General features: G+C 62.6%; 18 protein-coding genes and 3 pseudogenes. 13 read left to right on the top strand and 8 right to left on the bottom strand.

Annotated features, from left to right (window positions below; all coding sequences use genetic code 11):
• Together NOF55_RS20190 and NOF55_RS20185 are read right to left on the bottom strand one after the other, a co-directional pair.
• On the bottom strand, positions 1 to 336 hold a 336-nt coding region (locus NOF55_RS20190; protein WP_306412914.1), incomplete at its 3' end, for a recombinase family protein.
• Positions 337 to 349: 13 nt separating this feature from the next.
• Positions 350 to 565, bottom strand: a complete 216-nt coding sequence (locus NOF55_RS20185; RefSeq protein WP_306412913.1) for a hypothetical protein — start codon at positions 563 to 565, stop codon at positions 350 to 352.
• Between the two features lie 298 nt (positions 566 to 863).
• Between NOF55_RS20185 and NOF55_RS20180 the strand changes: the two genes are divergently transcribed.
• From NOF55_RS20180 to NOF55_RS20155, 6 genes and pseudogenes are all read left to right on the top strand, one after another.
• Positions 864 to 1163 (top strand): type II toxin-antitoxin system TacA family antitoxin, encoded by a 300-nt coding sequence (locus tag NOF55_RS20180; RefSeq protein ID WP_306412912.1) that lies wholly within the window; start codon positions 864 to 866, stop codon positions 1161 to 1163.
• 3 nt (positions 1164 to 1166) lie between these two features.
• Positions 1167 to 1679 carry a GNAT family N-acetyltransferase gene (locus NOF55_RS20175; RefSeq protein ID WP_306412911.1) on the top strand — a complete coding sequence of 171 codons (513 nt, stop codon included), beginning with the start codon at positions 1167 to 1169 and terminating at the stop codon, positions 1677 to 1679.
• A gap of 626 nt (positions 1680 to 2305) precedes the next feature.
• Positions 2306 to 2764: a hypothetical protein gene (locus NOF55_RS20170; RefSeq protein WP_306412910.1), complete on the top strand. Its 459-nt coding sequence runs from the start codon at positions 2306 to 2308 to the stop codon at positions 2762 to 2764.
• Positions 2765 to 2830: 66 nt separating this feature from the next.
• Entirely contained in the window at positions 2831 to 4570 is a 1740-nt protein-coding gene (locus tag NOF55_RS20165; RefSeq protein WP_306412909.1) for a helicase C-terminal domain-containing protein, read from the top strand.
• Positions 4571 to 4615: 45 nt separating this feature from the next.
• Positions 4616 to 5233, top strand: coding sequence for a type IV toxin-antitoxin system AbiEi family antitoxin domain-containing protein (locus NOF55_RS20160; protein ID WP_306412908.1), 618 nt, complete (start codon positions 4616 to 4618; stop codon positions 5231 to 5233).
• Positions 5226 to 5462, top strand: a pseudogene (locus NOF55_RS20155) (nucleotidyl transferase AbiEii/AbiGii toxin family protein); the annotation flags it as partial. The gene NOF55_RS20160 and the pseudogene NOF55_RS20155, both read left to right, overlap by 8 nt.
• Positions 5463 to 5515: 53 nt before the next feature.
• Here the strand turns inward: NOF55_RS20155 and NOF55_RS23460 are convergent.
• From NOF55_RS23460 to NOF55_RS20145, 4 genes and pseudogenes are all read right to left on the bottom strand, one after another.
• Positions 5516 to 5698 (bottom strand): annotated as a pseudogene (locus NOF55_RS23460) (DDE-type integrase/transposase/recombinase); the annotation flags it as partial.
• 160 nt (positions 5699 to 5858) lie between these two features.
• Positions 5859 to 5936 (bottom strand): annotated as a pseudogene (locus NOF55_RS23455) (hypothetical protein); the annotation flags it as partial.
• A 214-nt stretch (positions 5937 to 6150) separates the two neighbouring features.
• Complete coding sequence (locus NOF55_RS23450; RefSeq protein WP_370869013.1) at positions 6151 to 6309, bottom strand: transposase; 159 nt, start codon at positions 6307 to 6309, stop codon at positions 6151 to 6153.
• A gap of 289 nt (positions 6310 to 6598) precedes the next feature.
• Positions 6599 to 7447, bottom strand: coding sequence for an alpha/beta hydrolase family protein (locus NOF55_RS20145; RefSeq protein WP_306412907.1), 849 nt, complete (start codon positions 7445 to 7447; stop codon positions 6599 to 6601).
• Positions 7448 to 7688: 241 nt separating this feature from the next.
• Between NOF55_RS20145 and NOF55_RS20140 the strand changes: the two genes are divergently transcribed.
• The 4 genes from NOF55_RS20140 to NOF55_RS20125 all read left to right on the top strand — a co-directional run bounded on the left by NOF55_RS20140 (position 7689) and on the right by NOF55_RS20125 (position 12262).
• The gene (locus NOF55_RS20140; protein ID WP_306412906.1) at positions 7689 to 8762 is read left to right on the top strand and encodes an ABC transporter substrate-binding protein; all 1074 of its coding nucleotides are present in this window, start codon (positions 7689 to 7691) and stop codon (positions 8760 to 8762) included.
• A gap of 103 nt (positions 8763 to 8865) precedes the next feature.
• A complete protein-coding gene (locus tag NOF55_RS20135) occupies positions 8866 to 10539 on the top strand; it encodes an ABC transporter permease (protein WP_306412905.1) in 1674 nt (557 codons plus the stop codon).
• Positions 10532 to 11599, top strand: a complete 1068-nt coding sequence (locus NOF55_RS20130) for an ABC transporter ATP-binding protein (protein ID WP_306412904.1) — start codon at positions 10532 to 10534, stop codon at positions 11597 to 11599. Before NOF55_RS20135 ends, NOF55_RS20130 begins: the two co-directional genes overlap by 8 nt.
• A gap of 48 nt (positions 11600 to 11647) precedes the next feature.
• Positions 11648 to 12262, top strand: a complete 615-nt coding sequence (locus tag NOF55_RS20125) for a GntR family transcriptional regulator (RefSeq protein ID WP_306412903.1) — start codon at positions 11648 to 11650, stop codon at positions 12260 to 12262.
• A 129-nt stretch (positions 12263 to 12391) separates the two neighbouring features.
• Here the strand turns inward: NOF55_RS20125 and NOF55_RS20120 are convergent, their stop codons facing one another.
• The gene (locus NOF55_RS20120) at positions 12392 to 12805 is read right to left on the bottom strand and encodes a Fur family transcriptional regulator (RefSeq protein ID WP_306412902.1); all 414 of its coding nucleotides are present in this window, start codon (positions 12803 to 12805) and stop codon (positions 12392 to 12394) included.
• Positions 12806 to 12956: 151 nt separating this feature from the next.
• A complete protein-coding gene (locus NOF55_RS20115; protein WP_306412901.1) occupies positions 12957 to 13946 on the bottom strand; it encodes a CobW family GTP-binding protein in 990 nt (329 codons plus the stop codon).
• A 150-nt stretch (positions 13947 to 14096) separates the two neighbouring features.
• Here NOF55_RS20115 and aztA point away from each other — a divergent pair, with 150 nt between their 5' ends.
• From aztA to aztC, 3 genes are read left to right on the top strand one after another with little or no spacing between them, the layout of a single operon-like run.
• Positions 14097 to 14888, top strand: coding sequence for a zinc ABC transporter ATP-binding protein AztA (gene aztA, locus NOF55_RS20110; protein ID WP_306412900.1), 792 nt, complete (start codon positions 14097 to 14099; stop codon positions 14886 to 14888).
• Positions 14881 to 15747 carry a zinc ABC transporter permease AztB gene (gene aztB / locus NOF55_RS20105; RefSeq protein ID WP_306412899.1) on the top strand — a complete coding sequence of 289 codons (867 nt, stop codon included), beginning with the start codon at positions 14881 to 14883 and terminating at the stop codon, positions 15745 to 15747. The genes aztA and aztB overlap by 8 nt, the downstream gene beginning before the upstream one ends.
• A 19-nt stretch (positions 15748 to 15766) precedes the next feature.
• Positions 15767 to 16744 carry a zinc ABC transporter substrate-binding protein AztC gene (gene aztC, locus NOF55_RS20100; protein WP_306412898.1) on the top strand — a complete coding sequence of 326 codons (978 nt, stop codon included), beginning with the start codon at positions 15767 to 15769 and terminating at the stop codon, positions 16742 to 16744.
• The last annotated feature ends 52 nt before the right edge of the window (positions 16745 to 16796 follow it).

The following is a 16796-nucleotide window of genomic DNA, read 5'->3' as shown; positions in this document are numbered from 1 at the left end:
ATGCAGATGCGTGACCTCACCCTCGGACAGGGTGACGATCTTCACGTCGGCATAGGACATGCGCTTGAAGATACCGGCAATGTCCTCCTGATCGCGCGACAGCCGGTCCATCGCCTCGGACAGGATCAGGTCGAAGCGACCTCGCGCGGCGTCCGAGATCAGCGCCTGAATGCCGGGTCGCAGCAGCGACGCGCCGGAGATGGCGTGGTCGGTATATTCCTCGACGATGCGCCAGCCTTGCTTCTCTGCATGCAGGCGGCACATGCGCAGCTGGTCGGCGATCGAGGCATCGCGCTGGTTGTCGGAGGAATAGCGGGCGTAGATCGCGACTTTCATCGGGCATGGCTCCTTACCGGGAGCGGCGCGACCCCCGCCTGATTGCTTGCGCCGCGAAGTCCTGACGCGCCATCTGCTCGCCCAGCAGCCGGGCGAGGCGGACAAGACGCGGGTCGGGATCGCCGCGCGGGGTGAAGCTGAGTTCTGGCACGTCGACCAGCATTGCTTCGAGCAGTTCTTCGTGCTCGCTGCGTGGTATTGCCGTTGATGTGCGTGCCTTTTGCGTCATGAAGCAAAGGATTGACGCAAGAGAGAGTATAAACAACTGGAATCAAAGGCAGAAAGTCGGCGCTGACGGGCGTGGCATCGCGTATCACAGAACACGCCAGCGAAGAATGGCGCATGATGGCATAGTGAAATGACTGGTGTCTGTTCTGTGAAATCGGCTCAAAGCGCATGGCAACTCCCCGGCGATTGCACCTTGAGACCATTACTTCGGGGCAAAGGATCACGTCGCCATCACCGGCGACAATAGCGTATTGCATTTAAAGCTACAAGACGTTATGTTGCAGCCAAGGAGAAAACCAATGGTCAGCACCGCGGAACGCAAGGAATACCCGATCTCGATGCGCCTGCCCGAGGCGGACGTCGCGATGATCGATCGCGCCGCCAACCTGCGCGGGCGTTCGCGCACGGACTTCGTGCGCGACGCCGCCGTGCGCGCGGCCGAGGACGTGCTGATGGAGAACCGGCTGATCCGCATGAGCCCGGAGGGATTCGCCGAGTTCATGGAGGTGCTCGCCGCACCCGCCGGGCCTGTTCCCGAAATGGTGGAGCTGGCGAGACGGCCCGCGCCCTGGGAAGCCGGCTATGACGCGAAGCGTTGAACCGTGGCGCTTTCGGCTCCCGAACCGCTCACCGCGGAACATGATGTCTCGGCCTTTTCCTGCGGCAAGCCGACGCTCGATCACTGGCTGAAAACGCGCGCGCTCTCCAATCAGGACAAGGGGTTTACCGCCGTCCTCGTGGTGCATGAGGGCGGGCGTGTCGTCGGCTATTATGGCCTCGCGCCGACGGCAGTCATTCCGGCCATCCTGCCGCGCTCGGTCCGCACCGGCCAGCCGCCCGACCCGGTTCCCTGTCTGCTGCTCGGTCAGCTCGCTACCGACACCGAATGGGCAGGACGTGGCATCGGTACGGGCCTCGTAAAGCATGCGCTCCAGCGCTGCGTTCAGGCCGCGCAACTGATCGGCGGTCGGGCGCTGATGGTCAACGCCGTGGACGAGGAAGCGGCCCGGTTTTGGCAGAGGCGCGGGTTTATGCCATCAAAAGACGATCCGTTCGTTCTGTTCCGATCCATCGCCGCAATCGCCGCGTCGCTTGGGGAGGGGCAGGGAGATTAGATTTGAGGCGAGGTCAATTTCGGCCCTAAGCGGCCGCTTGCCGTACCTGTATGCTGCACCGCCGTATTCTCCAAAGCGGCCATTCGATAGCTGCCGCAGCAAAACGCGGGGAGACGCGGTAGTGATACGGGACGGGCTAACGTTCACTGCGGCGACAATCATTTTCTGCTTAAGTCGCAGTATAGGCGGCTTTTGCGCCCATGGTTACAAGATCAGAGGCCGAATGATCTCGGTTGCGGGACGCAGCTCATTATGAGCGGTGGCAGCGACATTAACGGGCCACGCATTCAATCAGCTTCTCGGCAATTTCTTAGCTCAAAAATAGGTGGCTTTTCGAACACGAGTGCCAACGCTTGGTGGAGCGTGAGCCCCTATGGCCGGGAAAACCGTTTTTGAAGATGGCACCCCAGTAGCCTGGGACATTGATTCCGGAGTAATGTCGGCCGATGTCGGCCTTCTTCGCCATGGCGATCGGTGCTTTTACCGCCGCATCCCCTTAGGGAAGGGCCAAGGTAATGCGGCCGGCCTACAGCTCGCCGATCATCTTGCGGTGATTCTGTCGTAGAGGCTCGTCCAGTCGCAGTCGGCGCGAGCGGTTGCGGTCTTTTTCGCCATCGCGGTTCGCCGTGACGGGTGCCGAAAGTTCTCTCCTAGCTATCGACCCGTCGCGGCAATGCCGATGGGAGGAAGCCCAGGGCGCGCTCGCGCACGCCGAGTTGCTGGAGTTGATCGAGTTCCTCGCCGGCCGCGATGTCCGTGACCGCGCAAAGGCTCTGTTTTCTGATTTCGGCGACAAGTTGCGGGACATCGCGGTGCATTCGGAGGCGATCGATCCCAGCCTGGAGATCGAGATCAACGAGGCTGCCGGACTCAGGGATGCTCTTCGCGCACTGCTGACACCGGTCATGTCCAGGACAGAGCGGGACAGCGTCGCCTCGGGCGATCCGCTGGCTGGAACGCAGTTCCTCGCGGCAGAGCCGATAGCCGAGGACTTTCAAATCTATCGGCATCTGGCGGACAGCTTTCCCGAGGATGTGCGATACGAAGCGCTGCCCTATTGGTCGTCTGTCCCACTGCCGGCCTAATCCCTGGGGCCTCGGTACGCGGCTTGGAAGCGCGCAACCATCAAGGCCGCGCCGAAACTCACGAAGATGACACGGGACCGCCGCAACAAGCTGGATGCGCCTGCGAGGTGGCCTGACGCGAAACTCAGGGCGCTCAGCGCCGCGGCACCGGCGAAACTTCTATCCCTGCCGTGGGTCGCGCCGTCCCTACCGTGGTGGCCGCTTGCCGGCGGCTGGAAGAACGTGGCCGCCGACCCGAAGCTGCTGATGTTCAGCCGCTTTCGAGCGACTCCGCCGAGCGTGGCGGCGCTCCTGAGTTTCGGCGTCGAAGCGTCATGCCTTCCCCGACAGCGCGGTGGCTACGAGAAAGCCTATCGGCGGCGTCGCTTCAAACTGGCGGCCGTTCCCGGACCGGTCATGGCCGCCTTCCATCCGTCGCCGTGGCTCATCCGGCATACGGATCCGCTCGCGAAGGCGGGAGAGACGGTCGGTGCTATCCGCAAGCAGGTGAGACGGCAGATTCTCGCGGCACTTCCCAAGGGGATCATCGAGAAGGACACTGTAAAGGCTCGTCGGCGGCACCGGTCCATCGGCCGGACCTTGGCCGCGATAGAGCGGGCGGCCGGGCTGTCGGGACAGTCTGCCGCTGCTTGGAGCAGCGCCGTCGGTGAGGATCGCGCCGCCCGGTCCGCTGTCCTTAGATGGCGACAGACGCCGACGATCGAGCGCCTCTCGCCGGCCGAACTCGATGATCTCGTCGATTACGCCATTGGCGCGCCGGGCGTGGTGCTAGGCCGGGCGCTATTGCGGCATGACCCAACAGTCCTTGATCCGGCGCGCTATGGTGAACTCGTTCAACTGAGCTGGCAGGGCTTGCGCGCGTATCTCGACAATCCGGTGATCCTGTCGTCCCTGCCGGGCAAGAACGCGGTCGATCAGGTGATGGGCGCCGTCGTCGATGGCGGTTTCGAAAGTGTCCTCGACGAGCATTTCTGGCTTCGCGCGCAGAATCTTCCAGAGGGTGCGGCGGGTCTCGCCAAGGATTTGCAATCTTCGCTCGGCCTTCGGGCGGGTAGTTTCAGCTTTCACAGTGTTGGCGGGCCAGCGCACAAGATACCGGTACGGTCCCATGTCGCTGTTCCGTTCGGTGACGCCGAGGCGGAACCGGCCGACAAGGTGAATGGAGCACTCGCGCCATCCGCGCCAGCGCGGCCGGACGAAGTCCGCCGGAGCTTCAACACGCCGTTCTGGCCGCACGTGCTGGCAACGACGTCGGTGGGACAGGAAGGTCTGGATTTCCATCCCTGGTGTTCGCATGTGGTGCATTGGGATCTGTCCTCGAACCCGCTCGACCTTGAGCAGCGCGAGGGCCGCGTTCGGCGATACGCCGGGCTGGCAGTGAGGCGGCGACTTTCGACCATGTTGCACAAGGAGGCGCTTGGAGATGCCGCCGTGTCGAGCGGTTCTCCGTGGCACCATCTGCAGCGCCAGGCTGAGACGCTGGTCGATGCGAGTGGCCTTCGACCTTGGTGGGTGCTCGAGAAAGCCGAGATCAGCCGCCACGTCTTCGAACGTCCATTTGGCCGAGACATGAGCCGCTTCGCCCAGCTCCGCGAGCAGCGCATGATCTACCGACTGGCGTTGGGCCAGCCCAACCAGGAGGACTTTATCGAGATTCTTGCGCGGGGCGGCGAGGCGACCCGCGTATTGCTGAGCCCGCTTGTGCTGGATCTGTCCGCTATGGGGTTACGTCAGGCACCCGAACCGGCCGCCCCGGATTGTCGCGGCGCCTTACGGTTCCCTCTTCCCTTGGAGGAAGTAGAGTGATACAAATCCTCGGATAATAGATGCCATACTCCGAGCCTACGTATCGTGCCCGAATCCTCGTCCCAGCGCCACATTGCTCACTCCGTGCTGAAAGCGCGTGGTATCGCGCGTCTCACCGAACTGCGGGCTGCGGGAGTAACTGCGGCGACTATGAGTCGCATGGAACGGGATGGCGAGGTGCTTCGCCTTGCGCGGGGGCTTTATCAACTCTCTGATGCTCCGCTCGACGCTCATCACAGTCTGGCCGAGGCAGCGAAACGGGTGCCGAAGGGTGTGGTTTGCCTCGTCTCGGCCCTTGCTTTCCATCAACTTACCGATCAGCTGCCGAGGCAGGTGTGGATCGCCATCGGCCAAAAGGATTGGGCTCCCAAGCTTGATGGGGCGCCAGTTCGGCTCGTGCGCTTCACGGCTCGCCTCCTTACGGAAGGCGTCGAATCCCACACCGTCGAAGGGGTGCCCGTAAAGGTATTTGGGGTCGCCAAGACGATCGCCGACTGCTTCCGGTATCGCAACAAGATCGGCCTCTCGGTGGCGATTGAGGGCCTCCAGGAGGCGCTGCGTCAACGCAAGACAACCCCTGGCGAAATCGTCAGGCAAGCCGAGCGAGGAGCGATCGCGACGGTCATTCGACCTTATCTCGAGGCGCTGACCGCCAATGGCTAAGGAGCTCAAGAATGTCGGCGCTTCGGTGCGCGCCCGCCTCCTGCAGCTCGCCAAGACATGCGGCCAGAGCTTTGATCTTGTCTTAACGCGCTTTGCGCTCGAACGACTCCTCTTCCGGCTTAGCCAATCACCGCATGCGGACCGCTTCGTTCTGAAAGGCGCGATGCTGATGATGAGTTGGTTTGAGGATCCACATCGCGGCACGCGTGACCTCGATCTGTTGGGGTTTCCCGGTGCGATGCAATGCCATTCGACACGGGTCCGCTGGCACCATCTGAGGATTGCCATTGGGGTCAGTTCCGTGCCGTTGTCCGAGACAATCGTGTGAGGGCGTCCGCGTTGGGCCATGACGATATCGAGTTCCCGCGTGACACGCAGACCCGAAAGGGATGTGTCGGCGACCAGCGCCAGGCATTCCCGTGTGAAGTCGTCGACAACGGCCAAAACGCGAAACCTCCGTCCCATCGGTGAACGCATCGCTGACGAAGTCGAGGCTCCACCGTTTGTTGGCCCGTGACGGCAGCGCGATGGGCCGTCGCGTTCCCAAGGCCCGCTTGCGGCCACCACGCTTGCGAACGGCGAGTTTCTCTTCCCGGTAGAGGTGACGCAGCTTCTTCAGGTTGATGACGATACCCTGTCGGTCCAGCATCACATGGATGCGGCGATAACCGAAGCAGCGGCGCTCGGACGCAACCTGCCTCATGGCTTTCCGAATGGACGCATCGTTCGGCCGAACGCTGCAATATCGCACACTCGACCGGTCCACGGCCAGGATTGCACACGCCCGGCGCTGGCTCACGTCATGCTCCTTGCAGACATGGGCCACCGCATCTCGTCTTGCGCCGGGCGTCACCATTTTTTTGATGCGACATCCTTCAGATTGGCGTTGTCCAGCATCGCCTCGGCGAGCAGCTTCTTCAGCTTGGCGTTCTAGTCTTCCAGGGCCTTGAGCTTCCTGGCGTCGGAGACATCCATGCCGCCATACTTCGCCTTGTATTTGTAAAGGTTGCCTCGGATATCCCGTGCTGGCGGCAGACATCGGTCGTCCTCTGGCCGCTTTCCTGCTCCTTCAGCATCCCGATGATCTGCTCCTCCGTGAACCGTGCACGCTTCATTCCGTCCGTCTCCTCAATATGGCGGACTCTACCAGAATCTGGAGGAAGATCAGGGGTTCAGGTCATGATCATTGAGCCGTATTGATCGAGCGGCCCTTCCACGGTCTTGCGCGGCTCTCATCGATCGTTTGGCGGATCATCCATCCGTAAGGCGGCGATGAAATGGTCTGTCGATATGGCCATTCTCGTGAAGGTCAGGGTGGGGGGAATGGTGCTTTTTTGCGCGCCCATCGCTCCTTCCATTCTCGGGCTATCTCTCTCTTATGATTTGCGCAAAAAAGTCCTGGGCGGCGTTCAGGTAGGCGTTTTCATCGTGTGCCGCGCCCGGGATCATTTCTAGTTGGCAGCGCATGCCGGCGGCCTCGAACGAGGTTTTGAGGGCTTGCAGGCGTTCGGGTCGCGTTTCGCCTGCATCGTTCGCGCCGTCCATGAAATACGCCGATTGCGGCCGGTGCATGATTTCCCAGGTCTCGAGATCGACGGAGCCCGCCGCCATATGGACGGGAACTGTTCTCAGGCGCTCCAGGTCGACAGTTATCCCGAATATCGACGGCACGTCCTTGATGCCGACCCACCAGGAGCGCTCCGGATCCAGCCGGGTAACGGAGCCCGGCGCCCCTATGGAGCATGCTGACATTCGGTCGGGGTGAAGGAGCAGGAAGCGGTGCGCGAAATGGCCGCCGCCGGAAAATCCGCACAGCATGAACCGGCTGAAATCCTTGGCATAACGCTCGGACATCTCGTCGATCATCGCAAGGAGGACCAGGTCGTAGCGGATATCCCCTTCCCGGATGTACTTGTAGCCGTGCAAATTGCGATCGCCGCGCACGCCGCTGGGAAAAAGCGGGCACATGATGACGCAATTGTTCCAGCGGCCAAAGCTCGCAAGCGCCTGCAAGGCAGGGTCGAAACGCCGCCCAGTGCCGTGGATGAAAACGAGAAGCCGGGGCTTCGAACCCGCTTCCAGCGCCGATGGCGGGACGTAGAGCGAATAGCTGAAGCGGGCGTCCGCCTTGCACGCCTCATGAACGGTAAATCCCTTGTCGTAGGGGAGCATTCCGTCGCCGGTCTTTGTCGCATCGATCTCTTTTGCGCTCATCTGGGAGGCCTTCTTGTCCGTGTCCTGCGTGCCTGAATATCCCTGTCGGGATGTTTAGGCAAGGGTTCGCAAAAAATTTGCGCAAAATTAATCGCGTGAAAATATGCGATTAAAGCCTGTAAATCGGATAAATAAGAGCGTTCCCTTTCAATTTTTCGTTCTTCTGGCTTGACTTGATTATAAATGTGCGCAAATCAAAACGACAAGATGTACCTGTAACTCATCAAAGGGAGGAAACGTGATGAGAAATCTCAGGCTCGCGGGCATGGTCATGTCGATCGCCGCCCTGCTGGGCGGCGGCGTTGCGCTGGCCGCTCCGGCAGAAGAGGTCGTGGAGGGATCGAAGCAGGAGAACCAGCTGCTCGTCTATTCCAACATGGGAACGGACAACTGGAATCCGATCCTCAAGGCGTTCAACCAGCATTATCCTTGGATCAAGGTCGAGACGCTCAATCTCGGCGCCAGCGAGCCGATCAGCCGGTACGAGGCGGAGACCGGCACGGGCAACAGTTCCGCGGACTTCATCGTGACCGGCTCGATCGCCGACTGGATCCGCTTTGCCGACAAGAAGCTTGCCTCGGACTACGTCTCCAGCGAAGACGCCGGCCTGCCCGACTGGAGCAAGCCGTTCCCCGGCATCTACACCTTCTCGACGGACCCGATGGTCCTCGGCTACAGCAAGCTTTTGCTGACGGAGGAACAGCAACCGGACAATTTTGCCGATTTCGCCAAGGTCGTCGGCGAGAACCCGGCCCTGTTCAAGGGCAAGGTCGGCAGCTATGCCGTCGACGGTTTCGGCGGCTCCATCAACTGGGCCTTCGTGCGCCAGCATGGAGACAAGGCCTGGGAATGGCTGGACGCCATCGGTCCCAGCGTCAAGGCCGGCGACGGCAGCGGCGCGATGATCGAGAAGCTCTCCCGCGGCGAGTACACGGCGGTCTATTTCCTGTCGGGTCCGGTCATCATGCCGAAGATGGAGGCCGGCCTCGGCCAGGTGATCGAGTGGAAATACATCACGGACGGCACCCCGGTCTTCATGCGCGGCATGGCCGTGACCGGCAAGGCCAAGAACGTCAACTCCGCCAAGCTGCTTCTCGATTTCATCCTTTCGCCCGAAGGCCAGATCGCGGTCTCCGAGGCCGGCTTCATGCCCTATCGCGAGGGGCTTCCCGCCGATCAGTTGCGTTTCGATTCGCTTGAGCAATTGAAGGAAAGGATCGGAGAACAGAACATCATCACGATCAATTACGACCCCGATATGCTGACCGGCTTCGATGCGTTCACCAAGCGCTGGGCCAAGGCGATGGGCCAGTAAAAGTCGATCGAGAGAAAGAGCGGAGGGGAGGGCGATGGCAACCGATAGCTCAGGCCTGGACGTAATGCTGCCGCGAACCGGTTACGGGAAAGGCGCGGCTTTCGTGAGGAGCACCGGTCTGCAATGGGCCGTCATGCTGGTGCTGGCGGTGCTCGTCCTCACCCCGCTGCTGCCGATCCTGGTGCAGGCATTTGCCTCGGCTCCGCTTTACGACAGTAGCTGGCAGTTCACGTTCGGCAATTTCCAGGCGTTCATACGCTCGCCGCAAGTTTGGGCGGCAACGGGCAATACGCTTGTCTTCACCCTGATATCCACCGGCATCGCGCTCGTGGCGGGTGCGGCGATGGCGATCCTCGTGGGGCGGACCGATCTGCCTCTGCGCGGATTCGTCGGCGATCTTTTCATGGTGCCGCTCTATCTGTCGCACCTCATCCTCTGCATCGGCTGGATGACCATGTATGCCCCGGGCGGTTTCGTCACCACATGGCTGTTGCAGATCGGCGTGCCGCAGTGGAATCTCTACTCGATGGGCGGAATGTCGCTCGTCGCCGGCGTCGCTCAGGCGCCCCTCGTCTACATGTACTGTCTCTACGGCGCCGCAGGCGGGGCCGGCGGCAGCCTTGAAGACGCGGCCCGCACCGTCGGCGCCGGCCGGTTCCGCGTCCTGTTTTCGATCACGCTGCCTCTGATGGTGCCCGCGCTTGTCTATGCCACGATCCTCAACCTCGTGGCCGGGCTCGAAATGCTCGCGATTCCGAAACTCCTGGGCAAGACATCCAACATCCACGTGCTCTCGACCTTTCTCTTCGATGTCGGGATAGACAATCCGAATCCCAATCACGGGCTGGTGGCCAACGCCGCGTTCCTGCTGATGGCGCTGGTCGGGATCTCGCTCTTCCTGCAATGGCGGCTCCTGCGGAACGCCTTCAAGTTCACCACCGTTCAGGGCAAGGCCGGCCGCGCCAAGCGGGTCAGCCTCGGAAAGTGGCGCTGGGTGCTGTTCGCGCTGATCATGCTCTACATGCTCGTCACGCTGGTCATTCCCGTCGGAGGTATCATCCTGCGGGCCTTCACCGTCATTCTGACACCGCTGGTGCCGCTCGCCAACGTGCTGACCACGGCGAATGTGGTGCGCATGTTCGAGGAGCCCCGCTTCTTCCAGGCGATCGTCAATACGATCGAGGTCGGGCTGCTGTCCGCGGCCATCGGAACCGTGCTCTGCGCCGTCCTCGTTCTCGTCAGCCAGCGGTCGAGCTTCCGGCATGCGGCGCTGGTCGACGGGCTGGCGATGCTGCCGCGTGTGCTGCCGGGGCTGATCGTCGGGCTCGGCGTGTTCTACGCGGCGGTCATCTTCCCGCCCTTCGGCTGGATACGGTCGTCCATCTGGATATTGGTCGTGGCGTATCTGATGAACATGATTCCCCTGGGCGTCGGCGTCATCGCGCCTGCCGTCCTGCAAATCAGCCGCGATCTGGACAAGGCCGGGCGGGTGAGCGGCGCGGACTGGCTCAGGACATCGCTCAGCATCATCACGCCGCTGCTGAAACCGGCGATGGCCGGCACCTTCATCCTGATGTTCGTGGCCAGCCTGAAGTCCTACACGATCGCCATGTTCCTCTTTTCTCCGCGCACCGAGGTCATAGGCGCGTCGATCCTGCTGTTGGCCGGCGATGGCGACACCGGCATCGCCTGCGCACTGGCCACCGTGCAGATCGCCTTCACGCTTATCATCGTCCTCGTGGCACGGTGGCTTATGGGAGTTCGCATCTATGGCTGAGCTTGTTCTTTCCGGTATTACCAAAAGTTACGGCAATGTCAGCGTCATCAAGGGCCTGGATCTTTCCATCTCGAAGGGAGAGTTCGTCTCCCTGCTCGGTTCCAGCGGTTGCGGCAAGTCGACCACCCTTGCGATGATCGCCGGGCTGGAGGCGCCCAGCAGCGGAAAGATCCTGTTCAGGGACAAGCCGCTCGCCTCTCCGGTGGACAATATCTTCGTCGAGCCGGAGGACCGGCAATTCGGTGTCGTGTTTCAGTCCTATGCGCTCTGGCCGCATATGACCGTGGAACAGAACCTCGCCTTTCCGCTGAAGATCCGCAGGATCGCGCCGGAGGAGCGCAGCAGGCGGATTGCCGAAACGCTCGAACTGGTCGGTTTGTCGGGCCTGGAAAAGCGCTATCCCGGCCAGCTTTCCGGCGGCCAGCAGCAGCGTGTCGGGCTTGCGCGCGCCCTCGTCTACCGTCCCCAGCTTCTTCTGCTGGACGAGCCGCTGTCGAATCTCGATGCACTGCTGCGCGAGCAGGCGCGCGTATGGCTCAAGGAGATCCAGCTTCGGCTGGGGATCACGACGATTTACGTCACGCACGACCAGACGGAAGCGCTTTCGCTCAGCGACCGTATCGTCGTCATGAAAAACGGCGTCGTCGAGCAGGTCGGCTCGCCGACCGAGATCTACGAGCGCCCCGCGACGCCGTTTGTCGCGGAATTCGTGGGAAGCTCGAATTTCTTCCCGGCAACGGTTGCAGATGCCGCCGCCGATAGCGCGCGGCTCGAACTGCCGGGCGGCCAGACGGCGGTCGTCCAGATCGCGGGCAGCCTGGCGGCGGGCCAGAAGATCAGGCTTTCCCTGCGGCCGGAGCGCCTGAAGGCGGAACAGACGCCGGGGTTGAGCAATGCGCTGAAAGTCACATTGAAACGCAATGTCTATGTCGGTGAGCGTTTCAGCTACGAATGCGAACTGGATGGGCAGTCGTTGCAGGCTTTCGGGGATCACCCGCTGCCGGAAGGGGCGGTGGAATTGTATTTTTCCCCTTCATCTGCAACCATCTTTGCAGCGTGAGCATAAAGGATTTATTGCCTAGAGATGGAATCGGACCTGGTGGGAAAAATGCGGGCGGACCTCCTGATGGGAGAGTTCGAGCATGGCCAATGGCTGCGGCTGAACGAACTGGAGAAACGCTATTCCGTCAGCCGTTTCGAGGTCCGCAAGGCGCTGGCGACGCTGGCGGCCGTCGGCGCGCTGGAACACGTCGAGAACCACGGCTACCGGCTGCCCCCGGCAGACCCGGAGCGCGATTCCCACCATCGGGAAATACGCATGCTGCTGGAGCTGGGGGCGGCGCCCAAGGTTTATTACCGGGCCTCGATCGACGATCTGGCCCACCTTCACGAACTGGCGCGAAATTTTTCCGACGCGGTAGAAGGCTCATCGCTCATCGATATCCAGACCGCCAACGACAATTTCCATCGCGCCTTCTTCGCGCTCTGCGGCAATCCGGTGCTGTCCGGAACGATAGACGAATTGCGGGAACTGGTCCGGCCATACAGCCGGCACCCGTATTCGACGAGCGAGAACCGGCAACAGAGCGCCGCCGAACATTTCGAGATGCTCGACTGCATCGAACAGAAGAACCTGCCGGGTCTTCTCGACGTCATGCGGCGCCATCTTTATCGTATTTCCATCGCCTCGAAGCTCGCAGGCCCCGGTTCCGACGACGAATGACCCCGCTCGGCGTTCAGTCCCGGCTGGCGGTAAAGCAGGGGATCGGTTCCGCTGCCGCTTCTGCCAGCAGGAATTATCTAGCCGGATAAATATTGGCAACTACGTGCGGGTGCCCGGCCGGTCTGGCGGTCAGTTGCAGTCGGCGCACAGGCCGTGAACCTCGATCGTGGCGGACCGGATCTTGAAGCCGTTGTCTCTGGCGTGCTTCGTCAGGGCGTTCTCGACCCTGGCGTCCTGAAACTCGCTGACCCTGCCGCAGGCCTCGCAGATTTCGAACGCCGTAATCCGGGGATGGATCTGGCCGTGCCGTGAATGACAGCAGACGACGAAGGCGTTCATGCTCTCCAGACGGTGGACGCGGCCGATCTCGAGGAGCTTGTCGAGGGCGCGGTAGATCTGCAAGGGCGCCTTCAGGCCGTGAACCCTGAGGCGATCCAGAATGGTGTATGCGCTGAGCGGCTGCCCGGATGTTTCCAGCACCGACAGAACCAGGCTCTGGTTCCTCGTCAGCTTCAGGTCGGGCCGGTGGAGCGCCTGCGACATTACCATCTCCGAAACATGCGTAGAGAACGATCCGCGGCCGCCGCTGCGGATCGGGGGCTGATCGTCCAGGAGCCGGAACGCCCGGCGGCCATCGGGCGGTTGCGGGCAGGGTCCGGGCTCATGGGGAATCCTTCCGGGCGGGGCGGCCGCGTTATTCGGCCGCCTGTCTGACGGCGCGGCATTTGAGGAAACCGTCGGTAATGACGTCCTTCGGCAGGTCGCGGCCGATGAAGACGAGTCGTGTGATGCGCTCCTCGTCTTCCTCCCAGGGCCGCTGGTGGTTGCCTTCCAGCAGCATGTGAACACCCTGGGCCACATAGCGGTCGTCGTCGCCGGAGAAGGAAATGATGCCCTTCAGCCGCAGGATATCCATGCCGAAGGCCTGAACGGTCGTTTGCAGCCACGGGAAGAATTTCTCCGGATCGATCGGCTGGCGCTCGACCAGCGAGAAGCTCGCCACATGGTCGTCATGCTCGTGGTCGTGCTCTTCCACCAGAAAATCGGGCTCGACGTCGAGGATACGGTCGAGATCGAATGCCTTTCTGTCGAGAAGGCTCGCAATGTCGAGGTCGCAACGCTCGGAGCGCAGGATGCTGGCGGTCGGGTTGATGCGGCGAATGCGAGTCTCGACGGCCGCCAGATCCTCTGCGGAAGCGAGGTCCGTCTTGTTGAGGATGATCGTGTCGGCGAAGGCGATCTGCTCCTGTGCCTCGTGCGCCCGGTCGATCTCGCCGGGCAGATGCCGGGCGTCGACGACCGTGATGATGGAGTCGAGCCGCGTCCTGGCCCGCACGTCCTCGTCGACGAAGAAGGTCTGCGCCACGGGGGCGGGATCGGCAAGGCCGGTGGTTTCGATCAGGATGCCGTCGAAGCGGCCCGGACGGCGCATCAGGCCCTCGATGATGCGGATGAGATCGCCGCGCACCGTGCAGCAGATGCAGCCGTTGTTCATCTCGAAGACGTCTTCCTCGGCATCGACGATCAGGTCGTTGTCGATGCCGATCTCGCCGAACTCGTTGACGATGACGGCGAATTTCCTGCCGTGCGGCTCGCTGAGGATACGGTTGAGCAGCGTCGTCTTGCCCGCGCCGAGATAGCCGGTCAGCACGGTGACGGGGATGGGGGCGGTCTTACGGGACATGGCCTGAACCTCGCGTTTCAAGGATTTCTCTCTGCCGCTGCGCGTCGCCGAAGCGGGCCGTGACGGCAATAGATATGTTATTACGTTACTTTTCATTTGACGAATGTAATAACATTACCTATGCAGTCGCTGTCAATCCCCGAGGACGCGATGACCGAGATTTGCCTTTCATTCGAAAACCTGACCCTTGGCTATCAGGGTCACGCCGCCGTCCATCACCTGACCGGCACCGTCGAGCGAGGCTCCCTGACGGCGGTCGTCGGGGCCAATGGCTCGGGCAAGTCGACGCTGATGAAGGGGATCGCCGGCATCCTGAAGCCGATCGGCGGAACGTGTGCTATGCGTTACCGGCGGCTCGCCTATCTCCCCCAGCAATCGGAACTCGACCGCAGCTTTCCCGCCCGCGTGATCGATCTCGTCTCGCTCGGTTTCTGGCAGAGGCGGGGCCTTATGGGGCGGATCACGCGGGAGGACATGGCCGATCTGGCGAGATGCCTCGAAGCGGTGGGACTGACGGGGTTCGAGAAGCGCCCGCTCGACAGCCTTTCCGGCGGCCAGATGCAGCGGGCGCTCTTCGCCCGCGCCATGTTGCAGGATGCCGACCTGATCCTGCTGGACGAGCCCTTCAACGCCGTCGACGCGCGCACCATCGACGATCTCCTCGCGTTGATCGGATGCTGGGTCGCGGAGGGGCGGACGGTGCTCTGCGTCCTGCACGACCATGCGCTGGTGCGCGCGCATTTCCCGCGGACGCTTCTTCTCGCCCGCCGGCCGGTGGCCTGGGGGCCGACCCGCGACGTTCTCACGGCCGAAAACCTTTCCCGGGCGCGGGGTTTCCAGGAAGCCTGGGACGAGGTGGCCGGCTGGTGCGACGACAACCCGGTTTCGGGGCCCGCCGCCGCGCACGGCCATGCCACGGGGAAGGCGGTGGCGAATGTATGATTTCCTGATTGCCCCCTTCCTGCACTACGGCTTCATGCAGCGGGCGCTGTTCGGCTCCCTCGTGCTTTCCGCAAGCTGCGCCCCGGTCGGCGTCTTCCTGATGCTCCGGCGCATGAGCCTCACGGGAGACGCCATGTCGCACGCCATCCTGCCGGGGGCGGCGCTGGGCTTCCTGTTCTTCGGGCTGGATATCCTGTCCATGACGATCGGCGGGCTGGCGGTCGGCCTGCTGGTCGCACTCGGCTCCGGTGCGGTGTCGCGCTTTACGGTCCAGAAGGAAGACGCCTCGATGGCGGCCTTCTACCTCATCTCGCTGGCGGTCGGCGTGCTGCTCGTGTCCTGGCGCGGCTCGAGCGTCGATCTCATGCATGTGCTGTTCGGCTCGGTGCTGGCGCTGAACGACGAGGCGCTGGCGCTGATCGCCGGCATCGCCGTCATCACCTTCTTGGCCCTCGGCATATTCCGGCGCGCGCTCGTCGCCGAATGCCTCGATCCGCTCTTCCTGCGCTCGGTGAGCCGCATCGGCGCGCCGGTCCATTTCCTGTTCCTGACGCTGGTGGTGCTCAATCTCGTCGGCGGGTTCCAGGCGCTGGGCACGTTGCTGTCGGTCGGCCTGATGATGCTTCCGGCGGCGGCATCGCGTTTCTGGTCGAACCGGGTCGGCACGCTCTGCCTGATCGCGATCGTGATCGCCGCCGTGTCGTGCGTCGGCGGGCTCCTGCTTTCCTACCATGCGTCGATGCCGTCCGGACCGGCCATCATCCTGACCGCCGGCATCGCCTATGCGCTTTCCGCTCTCGCCGGCCGGAGGGGGATGCTTTCCAGCCTCCTCGTCTTCCGCCGCCACAAGACAGCCTGATCAACACAAGGAGATTTCCATGTTCAGGACGTTCCGCATCGCAACCACTGCAAGCCTTCTTACGCTGGGCGGTCTCGCCCCGGCCGCCTCGGCGGCCGACCTCGATGTCGTCGCCAGCTTCTCGATCATCGGCGACTTCGCGAAGAATGTCGGCGGCGACCGCGTGGCTTTGACGACGCTCGTCGGCCCCGACGGCGACGCCCATGTCTACGAGCCGCGGCCGGCCGATGCGGTCGCGCTCGAAAAGGCCGGTGTCGTCCTCGTCAACGGCCTCGAATTCGAAGGCTTCATGAAGCGGCTCATCGAAACCAGCGGCACCAGGGCGACGGTGGTCGAGGTGACGAAGGGCATCGAGCCGCTGAAGCCGGAAGAGGAGGAGCACCACCACGACGAGACGGCCGAGGCGGCCGGCCACGACCACGACGAGACGGAGGAGGCCGGCCACGAGGGCCACCATCACCACGGCGAATTCGACCCCCATGCCTGGCAGTCGATTGCCAATGCCGAAATCTATGTGAAGAACATCGCCGACGCCTTCTGCGCGGCCGACACGGCCGGCTGCGCGACCTATACCGCCAATGCCGACGCCTATCTCGCCAGGCTCGCGGCCCTCGAAACGGAGGTGAAGGCGGCAATCGAAGCGATCCCGGTGGACAAGCGCACGATCATCACCTCGCACGACGCCTTCGGCTATTTCGCGCACGAATACGGCCTGACGTTCATTGCGCCCGAGGGGGTTTCGACGGAGGCCGAAGCATCGGCCGCGGATGTCGCCAGGCTTGTCGACCAGGTGAAGGAGGACAAGGCCTCGGCGATCTTCCTCGAGAACATCACCAATCCGCGCCTTGTCGAGCAGATCGCCAGCGAGACCGGGCTGAAGGTGGGCGGCACGCTCTATTCCGACGCGCTGTCGGGCGAGGATGGCCCCGCCGCCACCTATATCGACATGGTCCGTCACAATGTCGAAACGATAAAGGCCGCCATTCTCGGAGGCTGAATCCGGCGGCCTGCCCGGTGTTCAGCGGGCAGGCCGTTCGTTCCCGCAACCG

The organism is Ectorhizobium quercum, assembly GCF_026552795.1.
Taxonomy (GTDB): Bacteria; Pseudomonadota; Alphaproteobacteria; order Rhizobiales; family Rhizobiaceae; genus Ectorhizobium; species Ectorhizobium quercum.
Note: the sequence above shows the minus strand (reverse complement) of the source record. Positions and strands in the feature narration are given on the sequence as shown.

Coding starts and splice junctions, on each gene's coding strand:
- aztA (WP_306412900.1), top strand. CDS start 14,097: ATGACCGAGATTTGCCTTTCATTCGAAAACCTGACCCTTGGCTATCAG.
- aztB (WP_306412899.1), top strand. CDS start 14,881: ATGTATGATTTCCTGATTGCCCCCTTCCTGCACTACGGCTTCATGCAG.
- NOF55_RS20185 (WP_306412913.1), bottom strand. CDS start 565: ATGACGCAAAAGGCACGCACATCAACGGCAATACCACGCAGCGAGCAC.
- NOF55_RS20165 (WP_306412909.1), top strand. CDS start 2,831: ATGACACGGGACCGCCGCAACAAGCTGGATGCGCCTGCGAGGTGGCCT.
- NOF55_RS20140 (WP_306412906.1), top strand. CDS start 7,689: ATGAGAAATCTCAGGCTCGCGGGCATGGTCATGTCGATCGCCGCCCTG.
- aztC (WP_306412898.1), top strand. CDS start 15,767: ATGTTCAGGACGTTCCGCATCGCAACCACTGCAAGCCTTCTTACGCTG.
- NOF55_RS20180 (WP_306412912.1), top strand. CDS start 864: ATGGTCAGCACCGCGGAACGCAAGGAATACCCGATCTCGATGCGCCTG.
- NOF55_RS20130 (WP_306412904.1), top strand. CDS start 10,532: ATGGCTGAGCTTGTTCTTTCCGGTATTACCAAAAGTTACGGCAATGTC.
- NOF55_RS20120 (WP_306412902.1), bottom strand. CDS start 12,805: ATGTCGCAGGCGCTCCACCGGCCCGACCTGAAGCTGACGAGGAACCAG.
- NOF55_RS20115 (WP_306412901.1), bottom strand. CDS start 13,946: ATGTCCCGTAAGACCGCCCCCATCCCCGTCACCGTGCTGACCGGCTAT.
- NOF55_RS20125 (WP_306412903.1), top strand. CDS start 11,648: ATGCGGGCGGACCTCCTGATGGGAGAGTTCGAGCATGGCCAATGGCTG.
- NOF55_RS23450 (WP_370869013.1), bottom strand. CDS start 6,309: ATGCTGAAGGAGCAGGAAAGCGGCCAGAGGACGACCGATGTCTGCCGC.
- NOF55_RS20145 (WP_306412907.1), bottom strand. CDS start 7,447: ATGAGCGCAAAAGAGATCGATGCGACAAAGACCGGCGACGGAATGCTC.